The sequence below is a fragment of the Streptomyces sp. P9-2 genome (genome assembly GCF_051903975.1).
In the GTDB taxonomy this organism is placed as follows: Bacteria; Actinomycetota; Actinomycetes; order Streptomycetales; family Streptomycetaceae; genus Streptomyces; species Streptomyces cellulosae.
In genome coordinates this window covers 3,187,224-3,202,167 of the sequence record NZ_CP192633.1, presented here as the reverse complement: position 1 = coordinate 3,202,167, position 14,944 = coordinate 3,187,224, and the positions used below count along the sequence as shown (strand labels likewise).

Below are 14,944 nucleotides of genomic sequence, written 5' to 3'. Positions count from 1 at the left end.
GGGAACTGCGCGACCAGCCCGAACCGGCCCGCACGCGCCGACGAAACCCCACCCCGCCTCACCGCAGCGCGCCCCGCACGAAGTCCCGCCACCGGAGTGTGAACTCCTCCGGCGTCACCCCCAGCACACGCTCCATCGCGTCCTCGACCGCCCCCTCCCGCCCCTCATGCGCCCCCACGGCGCGGTAGAACTCCCCCAGCTTCTCCTCCCCCCACCGCTCCGCGATCATCCGGCACGCCAGCCAGCTCCCCTCGTACGCCCGCGCCAGCCCCTCCGGGTCGCCGGTGAAGCCGAAGTCCTCGTCCTCGGGCAGCGCGGCCGGCACCTCCCCCCGTCCCACGGCGTGGGCCAGTTCCGGCGCGGCCTCGGCGGCGGTGCGGCCGGAGCCGCGATAACCGACCCAGTCGGCGTACCCCTCGGAGAGCCACAGCGGCGTCGAGGCCGACGTGTGGGCGCGGGTCGCGACATGCGCGGTCTCGTGCGTGAGGACGACCTGCCGCCCCGAGTCGCCCAGCATCCCGAAGGCGTCCGGATTCACGATCACCCGGTCCGCGGGCGCCCGGGGCCCGCCCCCCGTCGCCCCGGTGGTGACCGCCGCGATGCCCCGGTAGGAGGACGGGGGTGAGCCCAGGAGGCCCGCCATGCCCTCCAGGGTCTCCGGGACGAGGACGACGACACCGCGGGCCCACGCGGAGCCCCAGGCGTCGGAGACGGCGGGCACGGCGCGGTCGGCGAGGCGGGCGTAGTCCCGCAGGGTCTCCTCGGACTGCCCGACGCCGAGCACCAGGCTGCGTTCGCCCCGCACGGCCTGCGCGCGGCCCTGGTCCCAGAGCTGCTGGCCGGACTTCTCGGCGGGGCGGTCGGACTCCACCGACCAGTGCCCGTCACGGTCCCGGCTGAGGCTCAGGGTGCGGGCGGTGACGACCGGGGAGCGGTCGTGGCCGTCGACGCGGTAGCTGAGGTCGGCCGCGGCGGTGGCCCGGTCGCCGGTGCGGTCCAGGTCGGTGAGGCGGTAGGACCAGTCGGCGAGGGGCACCGCGCGCAGGTTGTCGAAGCCGTCGCGGGTGCCGGTGCGGGCGTAGGCGGCGGCGTCCCGGTCCAGGACGGCCTCGGCGCGCCGGTCGAGCAGGGACTGCACCTCCGCGCGGGCCGTGTCCACGGCAGGGCCGCCGCCGCACCCCACGAGGGCGGCGAGCAGCAGGCACAACGCCGCCACCGCCACCTGGGAAACCCGCGTTCGACCGGCCACCTGTCCGAGGGTACGGGCGCGGGCCCGTGGGAGTCAGACCCTGGTGACCGAGGACACCGGCATCATGCCGACCGGGTCGTAGCGCACGGGTGCGCCGGGGTACGGGGCGTGGATCACCTGGCCGTTGCCCATGTACATCGCGACGTGGGAGGCGTCGGCACGGTAGAGGACGAGGTCGCCGGGACGGGCCTCGGACAGCGGGACCTGCCGGCCGGCGTACCGCTGGGCCTGCGAGGTGCGCGGCAGGGCGACCCCGGCCTGCGCGTACGCCCACTGGGTGAGCCCGGAGCAGTCGAAGCCGGAGGGGCCGTTGGCGCCCCACACGTAGGGCCTGCCGAGGGCGGAGCGGGCGGCGGCGACGGCGGCGGCCGCGCGCCCGGAGGCGGGGGCCCCGCCGGGGCCGAGCAGGTCGGTGCGGCCGGAGCGGGAGGCGCGGTCCCAGGCGGCGCGTTCGCCGGCCGGGAGGGAGTTGAGGAGCCGGCGGGCCTCGGCGAGCTTGTGCTCCACGGTGCGTTTGTGGGCGGCGGCGGCCTTGCGGCTGCGTTCGAGGGCGCCGAGCCTCTTGGCGGCCTCGGCGCGGTCCTGGGACAGCGAGCGCAGGGTGCCGCGGAGCTTCCTCAGCTCGGCGGTCCGGTGGACGCCGAGCCGGTCGAGGACGGACGCCTTGCGGAGGTAGTCCTCCGGGTCCTCGGAGAGCAGCAGGGCGAGGGCGGGATCGAGGCCCCCGGAGCGGTACTGGGATCCTGCGAGCGAACCCAGCGCCTCCCGCATGGTGTTGACCCGCTGCTGCTTGCGGGCGATGCCGTCCTGCGCGTCGGCGATCTCCCGGCGCAGGGCGTCGGCGCGCTCGTCGGCCGCGTTGTAGGCCTCGGTGGCCTTCTCCGCCTCGCGGTAGAGGCGGTCGACCTCGGCCCGGGCGTCCTCCTGGGGCGCGGCCGTGGCCGGTACCGCGCCGAGGGCGGTGGCGGCCGCGGAGAGCAGGCCCAGGGCGAGGGCGGTGCTCCGCTCGGACCCTGAGGACGGTGCGGTACGGCGATGGGACCCCACGGGAAGTCGCGCTCCTTCCGCTGGCGGACAGGGAAACGCGGCAGACAGTAGCCGCAGGGGCCGCCCGCGGAGCTACGGCCAGGGCGGCACACACGGTGACGCCCCGCCGTTGACCTGGGTCGCGGCGGGGCGTGGAGGTGGTGCGGGTCCGCCGGGAATCCCCCGAACGGGGGCACCCGGCGTGGTGTCCGGTGAGGCGGACCCGGTGGGGTCAGACGCGGACGCCGAACATGAAGGGGCCGCCGATGGTGTTCATCGACTCGTAGCGCACGACGGTGCCGGTGCGGGGGGCGTGGATGATCTGGCCGTTGCCCGCGTAGAGGCCCACGTGGTGCAGGTCGTTGAAGAAGAACACCAGGTCGCCGACCTTGAGCTGGTCCACCGAGTAGATCTTGGTGCCGGCGCCGGTCTGGGCCTCGGAGGTACGCGGGATGCCGACGCCGGCCTGCGCGTACGCCCAGGAGGTCAGGCCCGAGCAGTCGAAGGAGGACGGGCCGGTGGCGCCGTAGACGTACGGGGTGCCGAGCTTGCTCTGCGCGGCGGCGAAGGCGGCGGCGGCGCGGCCGGAACCGGCCGGGACGTTGCCCGAGAGGGCGTCGCGCATGCTGTCGCGGGTGGCGCGGTTCTGCTCCTCGGCGAGCTGCGCCTTCTCCTCGGCGGTGAGGGTGTTCAGCAGCTTCTGCGCGGAGGCGAGCTTGCCCTGGACTTCCTTCTTCTTCTTGCCGAGTTCGGCCCGGGTGGAGGAGAGGTCCTTGAGCTTCTCGGCGGCCTCGGCGCGCTGCTGGGCCAGTTCGCGCTGCTTCTCCTGGATCTTCTTCAGCGAGTCGACCTGCTGGGCGCTCAACTGGTCCAGGGTGGACGCCTTGTCGAGGTAGTCGTCCGGGTCGGCGGAGAGGAAGAGCTGGACGGAGGGGTCGATGCCGCCGCTGCGGTACTGGGCGCTGGCCATCGAGCCGAGGCCGTCGCGCAGGTCGTTGAGCTCCTGCTGCCCCTTGGCGACGTTGTCCTGGATGGTGGAGATCTCCTTCTGGAGCTTCTCCTGCTTCTCCTTGGCCCCGTTGTACTTCTCGGTGGCCTGCTCCGCCTGCTCGTAGAGCTTGTCGACCTTGGCCTTGACCTCGTCCTTGCTCGGCTTCTCGCTGGGGGCCGCGTTGGCGGCCTGCGAGCTCATGACGACAGCAGCAGCGGCGGCGGTGGTGAGCACGGTCACGCGTGCGCGGCTCGGCTGCTTGGGACGACGGTGGGACGCCACGGAGACGAGCTCCTTCTCGGGAGAGTGATCGCGCGAGCGAGGGTTCGAAGGCAGACCCTAGTGATTCTCTTGTGATCAGTTCAAATCCCCGGGCACAAAATCTCCGCTACAGCGCGTTTATTACGTGACAACTCACCTGCAGTGACGCCATCTTGACGCTACGTTGCGTGACGGTTCCGTCAATTCAGGCATTGAGTCTGTACGTTGCACGAGGGACGGAAGTGCTCAGATACTAAGAAAGCCTTTTGAGGAGCACGGCGGACGCGACGGGGCGCGCGCCGGCGCGTGCGACCCCGTCGGCGACCTCGCGGTCGGTGGAGACGACGATGACGGGCCGCCCCGGCGGTTCGGCGCGCACGAGCTGGCGGATCAGCTCGTCGGCGGTGACGCCCGGCTTGGAGAACAGCACCCGCACCCCGCGCGGCGGCGCCAGCAGCACCGGCGCGGCCAGTTCGGCGCCGTCGAAGACGCAGGTGACCTCGGCGCCGGTCTGGGCGGCGAGCTGCGCGAGCTGGCCGAGGAGGCGCAGCCGCTGCTTCTCCAGGGGCATCTGCGGATAGCCGGTCTTGGTGACGTTGTAGCCGTCGACGACCAGATGGGCCTGCGGCAGGGCGAGGAGCTGGTCGAGGACGGCCGGGTCGTCCTCGGACAGTGCGCGGGCGGCGATGTCCTTGGGAGTCATCCGGCCCGGCTCCACGGCGTCCACGGTCTCCGCGGGCCGCACGGACACGGGAGGCAGCGCCAGTTCGCGCCGCAGCCCCTGGGCGGCGTCGAGGACGGTGTCGAGCAGCAGCCGTACGCGCATGTCCTCGACGCTGCGGCCCTCGCGGGCGGCGCGGCGGGCGGCCTCCAGGGCGGCCTCGGTCTCCCCGAGCCGGGCCTTGAGGCGCCGGGTCTCGCTCTCGGCGGCGGACACCTGGGCCTGGCCCTCGGCGCGCACCGCGTCCATCTCGCCGCGCAGCTTGCGCAGGGCGGCCTCGCCACGCTTGACGTCGGCGAGGGCGGACCGCAGCTTGCGGTGCAGGGAGTCGGTCTCCTTCTTCGCCGCGTCCAGCTCGGCGCGCAGCCGCTCGGTCTCGGAGCGGGTGTGCTCGCGGGCGCGGTCCAGTTCGGCGCGCAGCCGCTCCAGCTCGGCGCGCGTCTCCTCGTCGGCGCGCTCGGCGTCGGCGCGCTGCGCCTCCTCGCCTGCGGCGGTGACCAGCTTGACCCAGCCCGGCGGGCGGAGCACATAGGCCGCGGCCGCCACGTCGAGCGGGTCCGCGGCCGGGGGCGGGGAGCCGGAGTCGAGGGCGCCGGTCAGTTCCGGCTCGGCCTCTCTGAGCTTCTCCCCGATCCGCTGCCGGAACAGCGGATCGGTCTCCAGCGCCGCGGCCATCGCGTTCCCGGCGAACTTGGCGCGGCGGGTCGGGGTGAACCGGGCGTACTGCCGCAGCTGTGCGGGGAGCTCGGCGACGGTGAGCCCGCCGAAGCCGTCCGCGACGATCTGGACGACCCTGCGGCGCACCCCGTCGGGCAGCGGACGGTCGAGCACCTCGGCGGCGCCGTCCTGCGGCCCCCCGCCCGTGGTCTCCACCATCCGTCACACCCCCATGCCTGTGGCGGCCCCGTCCGCGGGGTCGCCTGTCAGCGGGGCCCTCGCCCGTGCTCGACTTCGCTCGAGCGGGAGGGACCCCCTTCTCTCAGGAGCCGGCGCCCGGCCTGTCCACGAGTTCCACCTGGTCCACGGCGTTGCACCAGCGGCACCGCACCGACTCGATCGTCTCATCGAGCACCTCGCGCTCCTCGACCTTGGGCTCGCCGGCCAGATCGAGGTGCACGTACTCGACGACCTTCGACGAGCGGGTGACGTCGAAGCGGGTGAGGTTGCCGCAGAGGGTGCAGCGCCACCGCGTCGAGTCCGTCGGCAGAGGAACCGTCATCGTGGCTGTTCGCCTTTCTCCAGTGTCCTTGACGCACCGGGCGGCCGGTGCGTGTGGCTCGTAACCCTACGGCCTGCCGGGGTCGCGCCGCCCGCCCGTCCACGGCGGCGAGGCGATCCGCCCGCCTGCGTCCGGTTACGTCATGCTCTGTACCCATGATCCGCAACTGGACCGCGGCGGCGGCCGGGGCGCTGAGGACCTCGCCCGCCCCGGTCACCCGCACCCTGATCGTGCTGTGCTGCCTGGTCTTCCTGATCGGGCCGGCCTCGGGGCTGCACCCGGCGCACGGCTCCGGGGACGAGCTGCTGGCCGCGCAGCGGGACTACTTCCGCCGCTGGGGCGTGATCCCCGCAGACCTGTTCGACGGGTCCCCCGCGGCCGCGCTCACCCCCGCCACGGCGCTCTTCGTGCACGGCAGCTGGGTTCATCTGCTGGGCAACATGCTGTTCCTCCACGTGTTCGGGCCGATGACCGAGGCACGGCTGGGCCGGGTGCGGTTCACCCTCTGCTACGCCGGCTGCGGCTACCTCGCCCTGCTGGGGTACGCGGCCGCCAACACCGGCTCCGAGCGGTCCCTGGTCGGGGCCTCGGGGGCGATCTCGGCGCTGCTCGGAGCGTTCCTCTTCCTGTTCCCCCGCGGGCGGGTCACCAGTCTCCTGCCGTTCGCCTTCTTCCTGCCGGTACGGCTGCCCGCGTGGGCGGTGCTGCCGTTCTGGGCGGCGCTCCAGTGGGCGGCGGCCGGGCGCTCCGCGGAGGGCGGGCCGGGGGTGGCGTACCTGGCGCACCTGGTCGGCTTCGCGCTGGGCTTCGGCTGCGCATGGGTGTGGCGCGACGGGGCGACTACAGTGAAGTCCGCCCCTGTTCCGGCCCCCGAGGGAGAGAACCAGCCGTGATCACCGCGATCGTCCTCATCAAGACCAGCGTGGACCGGATCCCCGAGATCGCGGAACAGATCGCCGCGCTGGACAGCGTCAGCGAGGTCTTCTCCGTCACCGGCACGTACGACCTGATCGCGATGGTGCGGGTGCGGCAGCATGATGATCTCGCCGAGGTGATTCCCGGCAAGATCAGCAAGATTCCCGGGGTCGAGGGCACGGACACGCATGTGGCGTTCCGGACGTACTCGCAGCATGACCTCGAGGCGGCCTTCGCCATCGGGTTGGACAACTGAGGTCTTTCCGGGGCGCCCCGAACCCCGCTCCTCGAACGCCGGAGGGGCTGATTCCAGCCCGTCCGGCGCCGCAAGATGAAAGGTTCTTCATCGGAGCCTCATCCTGGGCCACAGGTACGCGGCCGACGGTGAGGGCATGGCCTTCACCCGTCGCATGGCGGCCCTCGCCGCCGTCGTACTGATCCCCCTCGGCGTCGCCGCGACCAGCTTCGCGCTCGCCGACAGCCCCGAGCCGCCGAAGGTGCCCCCGCGGGTCGAGCTGGACAGCGGGTCGCCCGCGCCGCCGCCGTCGGACGCCCCGCCCGAGCCCACGCCCAGCGACGAGGTCGTCCCCCGGCCTCCGGTGACCGACGGACCGACGGACGACGACGATGACGACGACCACGGCCAGGACCCCGCGGACGACGGCCCCGACCGGGACGACGGCTGAGCGCAGCCGCAGGCGGCTGTCCGCCCGGGTCCGCATCCTGCTGTGGCTGCTGTTCGTGATGGCGGTGGCGCTCGCCTCGGTCGCGGCCACCACCCGCTCGTTCCTGCTGCGGGACGTCGACCACCGCAGCAACGGGCTGCTCGCGCAGGAGACCGGTGAGTTCGCCGCGTTCGAGGAGCGGGGTCTCGACCCGGAGACGGGGCGGCCGTTCACCGAGCCGGAGCGGCTGCTGAAGGTGTTCCTGGAGCGGCAGTACGCCGACCCCGACGAGGAGTTGATCGGGCTGGTGGCCCGGCCCGGCGGCGACCCCGCGCAGTTCATACAGCCCCGCGACCTGCCCGTCGCGCTGCCGCTGCACCGGGACGCCGACGCCCGGCGCCGTATCTTCGACTCCCCCGACCCGTCCGGGGTGCTGCACCGGCCCGAGGGCGAGATCCGGTGGGCGAAGGTGCCCGTGGCCCGGCAGGGCGGCGACGGCGACCCGGAGGCCGCGTTCGTCGTCGCCTTCCACCCCGAGCGTGAAGTGGCCCGCGTCGACGAGGTGTTCCGGGTGCTGCTCGCCATCTCCGGGGTGGCGCTGCTGCTGACCACCGGCATCGGCTGGGCGGTCGCCGGGCGCATTCTGCAGCCCGTACGGCTGGTGCGCACCGCCGCCGCGCAGCTCACCGAGCAGGACCTCACCCGCCGTATCCCGGTGCGCGGCCACGACGACATCGCCGCCCTCGCCGAGACGTTCAACGCCATGCTGGACCGGCTGGAGCGGGCCTTCGCCGCCCAGCGCCAGTTCGTCGACGACGCCGGACACGAGCTGCGCACCCCGATCACCATCGTGCGCGGCCATCTGGAGCTGATGGGCGACGACCCCGCCGAGCGCGAGGAGACCGTCCGCCTGGTCACCGACGAACTGGACCGGATGAGCCGCATCGTGGAGGACCTGCTGCTGCTCGCCAAGGCCGAACGGCCCGACTTCGTACGCCCCGAGCCGGTGCAGCTCGCCGAGCTCACCGCCGACGTCTTCGTCAAGGCGCGCACCCTCGGCGACCGCGACTGGCGGCTCACCGACACCGCCGACCGGGAGACCGAGCTGGACCCGCAGCGCATCACGCAGGCGATGGTGCAGCTCGCGCAGAACGCGGTGCAGCACACCACGCCCGGGCAGACCATCCGCATCGGATCCCGCGCGGACGGCTCCCGCGTCGAGCTGTACGTCGCCGACTCGGGCCCCGGCGTGCGCCCCCAGGACCGGGAGCTGATCTTCGAACGGTTCCGGCGCGGCACCTCACGGCGCGGGGCGCGCGGCTCCGGCGCCGGTCTCGGCCTGTCCATCGTCAAGGCCATCGCGGAGGGCCACGGCGGGCAGGTCCGGCTGCACGACACCGAGGGCGGCGGCGCCACCTTCGTACTCACCCTGGAAGAGGCCCGCGGATGAACCGGATCCTGATCGTCGAGGACGAGGAGCGCATCGCCTCCTTCGTGGAGAAGGGGCTGCGCGCCAACGGCTTCACCACCACCGTCGTCGGGGACGGCGAGGCCGGCTACGAGTACGCCCTGACCGGCGGTTTCGACCTGGTGGTGCTGGACATCGGGCTGCCCGGCCGGGACGGCTTCACCGTGCTGCGCGAGCTGCGTGAGGCGCGGGTGACGACGCCGGTGATCGTGCTGACCGCCCGGGACTCGGTACGGGACACCGTGGCCGGTCTGGAGGGCGGCGCCGACGACTGGATGACCAAGCCGTTCCGCTTCGAGGAGCTGCTGGCGCGGATCCGGCTGCGGCTGCGTACGGCGGCCAGGGCGCCGGAGGTGACCGTGCTGCGGTCCGGCTCGCTCAGCCTCGACCTGCGCACCCGGCGCGCCCGCGCGGACGGGCGGACGGTCGACCTGACGGCCCGTGAGTTCGTGCTGCTGGAGCTGTTCCTGAGGCATCCGGGTCAGGTGCTGTCCCGCGAGCAGATCCTCTCCCATGTGTGGGGCTACGACTTCGACCCGGGCTCCAACATCGTGGACGTGTACGTGCGGGCGCTGCGCAAGAAGCTGGGCGCGGACCAGGTGGAGACGGTCCGCGGGATGGGCTACCGCCTGCCGGCCTGACCCCGCGGCCCCCGTGAAGGTTCCTTCATGAGGGGCTCATCGGCGGCTCACCGCCCGGCGGGAGCGTCTATGGCGTGACCTTGACGATCCGTACGACCGTGGCGCTGTGCGCGGCCCTGTCGCTGAGCGCGGCGCTCGCCGTGCCCGGCGTCTTCCCCGGCCTCGGCGGCGACGCCCGTCTCACCCTCGCCGTGTTCGCGCTGGCGACCTGCGCGTGGATCGGCACGCCCGTCGACGACACCTACGTCGCGCTGGGCGCGGGCCTCGCGCTCACGGTGACCGGGGTGATCAGCAGCGACACCCTGTTCGGCACCCTCGGCGACTCGACCGTGTGGCTGCTGATCTGCGCGTTCGTGCTGGCCGCCGCGGTCACCCGGACCGGGCTCGCCGGGCGGGCGGCCGCCTTCCTGGTCGGCGGGGCACGCACAGTACGGCAGCTGACGCATCTGACGACGGCGGCGCTGGTGGTGACCGCGTTCGCGGTGCCGGCCACCTCGGGGCGGGCGGCGCTCGCGCTGCCGGTGTTCCTCGCCCTCGCCAAGGCGCTCGCCGGGCGGGGGCGGCTGGTGGTGATGCTGGCGCTGCTGTTCCCCACCGTGATCCTGCTGTCGGCGGTGGCGACGCTGATCGGGGCGGGCGCGCATCTGATCACCGTGTCCGTGCTGTGGGAGGCCACCGGGGAGCGGGTCGGCTTCACCGAATGGCTGCTGCTGGGGCTGCCGCTGGCGGTGGTGTCGTCCCATCTCGCCGCCGAGACGGTGCTGTTGACCGCCACCCGGCGCGCCGACCGCACCGGCCCCGTGCGGATCACCGCCGAGGAGATCCAGCGGCACAGCGACCGCCCGGTCACCGGCCCCTGGACGCAGGCGGAGAAGCGGTGCGCCCTGCTGCTGGGCACGGTGGTCACCCTGTGGTGCGGCGAACCCCTGCACCAGGTGTCCCCGGCCGTGGTCGCGCTGATCGGCGCGGTCGTCGCCGCCTCCCCGGCGCTGGGCACGGTCGGTCTGAAGGACGCGCTGAAGACGGTGCCGTGGTCGCTGCTGCTGTTCATGGCGGCGACCATGGCGATGGGCGTGGCACTCGCCGAGTCCGGGGCGGCCGCATGGCTGGTCGGCGGACTCCCGGCGCGGATCGGCCCGTTGCCCTTCCTGGCGGTCGTGATCGCCGTCAGCACGGCCGCCCATCTGGTCCTGCAGTCCCGTTCCGCGCGCTCCTCCGTGCTGGTGCCGCTGGTGGTCGCGGCGGCCGTGACGGCCGGGGTGAATCCGGTGGCGGCGGCGCTCGCCTCCACCGCCGCGGCCGGCTTCTGCCACACCCTGCCCGCCTCCGCCAAGCCGGTCGCGCTGTTCGCGGAGATACCCGGCATCCCCACCTACACCCCGCGTGACCTGCTCCGGCTGTCCGCCGTGCTGGCCCCGCTCACCGCCGCCCTCGTCCTGCTGTTCGCCGTCACCGTGTGGCCCGCCCTGGGCGTGCCGGTGACCCCCTGAGGAGTACCGCAACCATGCTGAAACGAGTCGTCGTCGCCCCGAGCGGCTTCAAGGAGTCCCTGTCCGCCCCCGCCGCGGCCGACGCCATCGCCGCGGGCGTCCGCCGGGTGCTGCCGGACGCCGAGATCGACCGCATCCCGCTGGTGGACGGCGGGGAGGGAACCGCCGCCGCGCTGGCCAGGGCGACCGGCGGCCGACTGGTCGCCCTGGCCGCCACCGGCCCTGTGGGCGAGCCGGTCGGCACCCACTTCGCGCTGCTCGGCGGCGGGCAGGACACGGCGGTGGTGGAGATGGCGGCGGTCGCCGGGCTCTCCCTGGTCCCCCGCACCCGGCGCGACCCGGGCGCCACCACGACGTACGGGGTCGGGGAGCTGATCCGTGCCGCGCTGGACGCGGGAGTGCGGCGGATCGTGGTCGGCTGCGGGGACTCGGGGACGTCGGACGGGGGTGCGGGGGCGTTGCAGGCGCTGGGGGTGCGGCTGCTGGACGGGGAGGGGGTGGAACTGCCTCTCGGAGGGCGTGAGTTGTGGCGGATCGCGCGGGTCGACGCGTCCGGGCTCGATCCTCGGCTCGGGGGTGTGGAGCTGGTCGTCGCCTGCAACCCGTACAACGTGCTGTGCGGGGAACGGGGCGTGGCGCGGGTGTTCGGGCCGCAGAAGGGGGCGACCCCGCGGCAGGTGGAGGAGCTGTCCGCCGGGCTGGAGAACTGGGCGCGGGTGCTGACCCGGGACCTCGCCGTCACCGGCGTCGACCTGCGGCTGGGGCGCGGCACGGGCGCCTCCGGCGGTCTGGGGGCGGGGCTGGCCTCGCTGGGCGCGGCGCTGGTGCCGCGGTTCCCTGTGCTGCTGGACCATCTCGGTCTGGACGAGCGGCTCGCCCGGGCCGACCTGGTGGTCACGGCGGAGGGGGCGCTGGACCGGCAGACGCCGCGGGGGAAGGTGCCGGGGGAGGTGGCCCGGCGGGCCAAGCTGGCGGGGCGGCCGGTGCTGGCGATCGCGGGGACGTTGGGGGAAGGGGCGGCGGAGGTGCCGGGGGTGGATGCGTGCCAGGGGATTCTGCCGGGGCCCATGGAGTTGGCGGAGGCGCTGGTCCGCGGCGCGGAGCTGTTGACGGACGCGACGGAGAGGGCGCTGAGGCTGATCGCCCTGGGTGCCCGACTCCCGGCCGGCCAGGCGTGAGTTCGCCCCCGCCGCCCCTTCCCGTCCCGTCCCTGGGGCTGCGCCCCAGACCCCCTGTCGGCCCTCCGGGCCTCGTCCTCAAACGCCGGACGGGCTGGAACCAGCCCTCCCGGACACACCTCAGCCCCTCCGGCGCTTGAGGAGCGGGGCCTGGGGTGGATCCCCGGATTCAGCCCCTCCGGCGCTTGAGGAGCGGGGTCCGGGGCAGAGCCCCGGGGTGGGGAGGGCAGGGGCGGCGGGGGCGGGACCCCCTCTTACGCCCGCCCGGACGGGTCCGGCACGCAGCGGCCCTCCACCGTCCGGTACTTCCACCGCGCCCCGTCCCGCACAAGCTCCCGCACCGCCCGCACGAACCGTGCGACATGCTCCTCCGGCGTCCCGGCCCCGAAGCTCACGCGGATCGCGTTCAACGCCCCCGCCTCCGGCGCCCCGCACTCCCCCGCGGCGCCCGTGTCGCCACCCAGCAGCCTCCGCACCAGCGGGTGCGCGCAGAACAACCCGTCCCGCACCCCGATCCCGTACTCGGCGGACAGCGCCGCCGCGAAGTGCGAGCTGTTCCACCCGTCGACCACGAACGACAGCACCCCCACCCGCGGAGCGTCGTCCCCGAACAGGGAGAGGAAGCGCACCTGAGGCACATCCGCCAGCCCCTCCCGCACCGCCCGCACCAGCACGTCCTCCCGCTCGGCCAGCGCGTCGAACCCCGCCTCGGTGAGCGCCTTGCAGGCGGAGGCGATGGCGTAGGCGCCGATGACGTTGGGCGAGCCGGCCTCGTGGCGGGCGGCGGTCTCGTGCCACTGGACGTCCACTCCCCCGTCCTCGCGCCGGGCGACCGTACGGCTGGCGCCGCCGCCGGCGAGGTACGGCTCGGCCGCGCGGAGCCAGTCGGCGCGGCCGGCCAGGACGCCGGAGCCGAACGGCGCGTACAGCTTGTGCCCGGAGAAGGCGACCCAGTCGACGTCCAGATCCCGGACGGACACCGCGCGGTGCGGGGCGAGCTGGGCGGCGTCCAGCACGATCCGGGCGCCGTGCGCGTGCGCGGCGGCGGCGAGTTCGCGGACCGGCCACAGCTCGCCGGTGACGTTGGAGGCGCCGGTGACGCAGACCAGGGCCGGGCCGTAGGGGTCGCGGTCGGCGAGGGCGCGCTCCAGGGCATCCACGGCCTGCGCGGGGCTGTCGGGGGCGTCGAGGAAGGTCACCCGGCCCGCCCGCCACCACGGCAGCAGCGCCGCGTGGTGCTCGGTCTCGAAGACGAAGACCTCGCAGCCCTCGGGGAGGGCGGCGGCGAGCAGGTTGAGGGAGTCGGTGGTGGAGCGCGTGAACACCAGTTGGTCGTCGGCGCGGCAGTCGAGGAACCCGGCGACGGTACGGCGGGCGTTCTCGAAGAGGTCGGTGGAGAGCTGGGAGAGGTAGCCGGCGCCGCGGTGGACGCTGCCGTAGTAGGGGGCGTAGGCGGCCACGTCGTCCCAGACGCGTTGGAGGGCGGGGGCGCTGGCGGCGTAGTCGAGGGCGGCGTAGGTGACCTCGCCGCCGGTGACGAGGGGGACGGCGACGTCCCGGCCGAGGACGGGCAGCGGGGCGCGGACGGACGGCTCGACGGCGACGGCGGGGGCGGCAGCAGCAGGCATGACGGAACTCCCGTAGGCAGGGGGGATCCTCGCGCGAGCGGGCGGCCGACGACGACGGCGCGCGCTCCAGCGCGGAGGTGAAGAGTGAAAGGGATGTGCGGAGGCGGGGCTCGGCGCCCTATCGCATTCGCTTGCTCACAGAAGACTCCTCGACGACCAGGACCCCTGGTGTGCGAGGGGTCCGCGCTTGCCGTGAGCCCTGCTGCTCACGGCCTGGTCTTCACCCGGGGCACCCCGCCACGGACGGAGGGTTGCCGGACAGCCGGCCGGGGCCTGATGGCTGTCACTCATGACCTGAGAGGGAACGTACGTGAGGTGGCGGCCGTCCCGCAACCCGTATCCGGATGGCGGGACGGCCGTACCGGGCCTACGCGTTGGTGACGGCGACCCAGCGGTCGAGGACGCGCCTGGCGGCGCCGGAGTCGATGGACTCGGCGGCCTTCTCCATGCCGGCGCGGATCTGCTCGGTGAGGGTGCCGCTGCCGGGCTCCAGGGCGACCAGCGCCGCCGCGGAGTTCAGCAGCACCGCGTCCCGTACGGGGCCGCGTTCGCCGTCGAGGAGGCGGCGGGCGACCTCGGCGTTGTAGGAGGCGTCGGCGCCGCGCAGCGCCTCCACGGGGACCAGCTCGATGCCGACGTCGCGCGGGTCGAAGGTCTCCTCGGTGACCTTGCCGTCGCGGACCACCCACACCCGGGAGGTGCCGGTGGTGGTCAGCTCGTCCAGGCCGTCGTCGCCGCGGAACACCAGCGAGGAGTGGCCGCGTCCGGCGAACACCCCGGCCATGATGGGCGCCATCCGGGCGTCGGCGACACCGACCGCCTGCGCCTTGACCTTCGCCGGGTTGGCGAGCGGGCCGAGGAAGTTGAACACGGTGCGGACGCCGAGCTGGCCTCGGGCGGCGGCCACATGGCGCAGCGCCGGGTGGAACCTCACCGCGAAGCAGAAGGTGATGCCGGCCTCCTCGGCGACCTCGGCGACCCGGCGCGGGGTGAGTTCGAGGTTGACGCCCAGCTTCTCGAGCACGTCGGAGGCGCCGGAGGCGGAGGACGCGGCGCGGTTGCCGTGCTTGACGACCTTCGCCCCGGTGCCGGCGACGACGATCGAGGACATCGTGGAGATGTTCACCGTCTTGGCGCCGTCGCCGCCGGTGCCGACGATGTCGACGGTGGCGCCGGGCACCTCGATGACGTTGGCGTGGTCGTAGAGGGCCCGCACGCAGCCGGTGATCTCGTCGACGGTCTCGCCCTTGGCCCGCAGCGACACCGCGAATCCGGCGATCTGCGCGTCGGTCGCCTCGCCGCGCATGATCAGGTCCATCGCCCAGGCGGCCTCGTCGGCGGTGAGGTCCCGGCCGTCGAGCAGGGTGTTCAGCAAAGCGGGCCAGGAGCGGCCCGCCGCGGTGTCGCCTCCAGCGGGGGTCACAGCGCTCATGGTCGCTCCTGACGGTCGTAGCGGGTCGTCGGGGACCGGAAAAGGTCCCGCACCCACCCT

14 protein-coding genes and 1 riboswitch are annotated in these 14,944 nt (G+C 74.0%); of the genes, 7 read left to right on the top strand and 7 right to left on the bottom strand.

Annotated elements, in window-relative coordinates:
* Positions 1-58: 58 nt before the first annotated feature.
* From ACQY0Z_RS14660 to ACQY0Z_RS14640, 5 genes are all read right to left on the bottom strand, one after another.
* Positions 59-1,249: a hypothetical protein gene (locus tag ACQY0Z_RS14660; protein WP_439812384.1), complete on the bottom strand. Its 1,191-nt coding sequence runs from the start codon at positions 1,247-1,249 to the stop codon at positions 59-61.
* A 33-nt stretch (positions 1,250-1,282) separates the two neighbouring features.
* Positions 1,283-2,296 (bottom strand): NlpC/P60 family protein, encoded by a 1,014-nt coding sequence (locus tag ACQY0Z_RS14655; RefSeq protein ID WP_439812383.1) that lies wholly within the window; start codon positions 2,294-2,296, stop codon positions 1,283-1,285.
* Positions 2,297-2,507: 211 nt separating this feature from the next.
* Entirely contained in the window at positions 2,508-3,548 is a 1,041-nt protein-coding gene (locus ACQY0Z_RS14650; protein ID WP_189896750.1) for a C40 family peptidase, read from the bottom strand.
* A gap of 232 nt (positions 3,549-3,780) precedes the next feature.
* Entirely contained in the window at positions 3,781-5,124 is a 1,344-nt protein-coding gene (locus ACQY0Z_RS14645; RefSeq protein ID WP_189896748.1) for an NYN domain-containing protein, read from the bottom strand.
* A gap of 103 nt (positions 5,125-5,227) precedes the next feature.
* Entirely contained in the window at positions 5,228-5,467 is a 240-nt protein-coding gene (locus ACQY0Z_RS14640; protein ID WP_019522002.1) for a hypothetical protein, read from the bottom strand.
* Positions 5,468-5,622: 155 nt separating this feature from the next.
* Here ACQY0Z_RS14640 and ACQY0Z_RS14635 point away from each other — a divergent pair, with 155 nt between their 5' ends.
* The 7 genes from ACQY0Z_RS14635 (at position 5,623) to ACQY0Z_RS14605 (ending at position 11,824) form a co-directional block, all read left to right on the top strand.
* Positions 5,623-6,360 (top strand): rhomboid family intramembrane serine protease, encoded by a 738-nt coding sequence (locus ACQY0Z_RS14635; RefSeq protein ID WP_189896746.1) that lies wholly within the window; start codon positions 5,623-5,625, stop codon positions 6,358-6,360.
* Positions 6,357-6,638 carry an Lrp/AsnC family transcriptional regulator gene (locus ACQY0Z_RS14630; RefSeq protein ID WP_189896744.1) on the top strand — a complete coding sequence of 94 codons (282 nt, stop codon included), beginning with the start codon at positions 6,357-6,359 and terminating at the stop codon, positions 6,636-6,638. The genes ACQY0Z_RS14635 and ACQY0Z_RS14630 overlap by 4 nt, the downstream gene beginning before the upstream one ends.
* A 136-nt stretch (positions 6,639-6,774) precedes the next feature.
* Positions 6,775-7,068: a small secreted hydrophilic protein gene (locus tag ACQY0Z_RS14625; RefSeq protein ID WP_189896743.1), complete on the top strand. Its 294-nt coding sequence runs from the start codon at positions 6,775-6,777 to the stop codon at positions 7,066-7,068.
* Positions 7,010-8,497, top strand: coding sequence for a sensor histidine kinase (locus ACQY0Z_RS14620; protein ID WP_430541750.1), 1,488 nt, complete (start codon positions 7,010-7,012; stop codon positions 8,495-8,497). Before ACQY0Z_RS14625 ends, ACQY0Z_RS14620 begins: the two co-directional genes overlap by 59 nt.
* Positions 8,494-9,156 (top strand): response regulator transcription factor, encoded by a 663-nt coding sequence (locus ACQY0Z_RS14615; RefSeq protein WP_189896740.1) that lies wholly within the window; start codon positions 8,494-8,496, stop codon positions 9,154-9,156. The genes ACQY0Z_RS14620 and ACQY0Z_RS14615 overlap by 4 nt, the downstream gene beginning before the upstream one ends.
* Positions 9,157-9,230: 74 nt before the next feature.
* Entirely contained in the window at positions 9,231-10,646 is a 1,416-nt protein-coding gene (locus tag ACQY0Z_RS14610) for an SLC13 family permease (RefSeq protein WP_439812382.1), read from the top strand.
* A 14-nt stretch (positions 10,647-10,660) separates the two neighbouring features.
* Positions 10,661-11,824 (top strand): glycerate kinase family protein, encoded by a 1,164-nt coding sequence (locus ACQY0Z_RS14605; RefSeq protein WP_439812381.1) that lies wholly within the window; start codon positions 10,661-10,663, stop codon positions 11,822-11,824.
* 254 nt (positions 11,825-12,078) lie between these two features.
* On the opposite strand, the gene ACQY0Z_RS14600 is transcribed toward ACQY0Z_RS14605, so the two are convergent.
* On the bottom strand, positions 12,079-13,452 hold the full coding sequence (locus ACQY0Z_RS14600; protein ID WP_439812380.1) for an aminotransferase class V-fold PLP-dependent enzyme: 1,374 nt from the start codon (positions 13,450-13,452) through the stop codon (positions 12,079-12,081).
* A 178-nt stretch (positions 13,453-13,630) separates the two neighbouring features.
* Positions 13,631-13,747, bottom strand: a riboswitch (SAM riboswitch).
* A 72-nt stretch (positions 13,748-13,819) separates the two neighbouring features.
* A complete protein-coding gene (gene trpD / locus ACQY0Z_RS14595) occupies positions 13,820-14,884 on the bottom strand; it encodes an anthranilate phosphoribosyltransferase (protein WP_189896733.1) in 1,065 nt (354 codons plus the stop codon).
* Positions 14,885-14,944 lie beyond the last annotated feature (60 nt).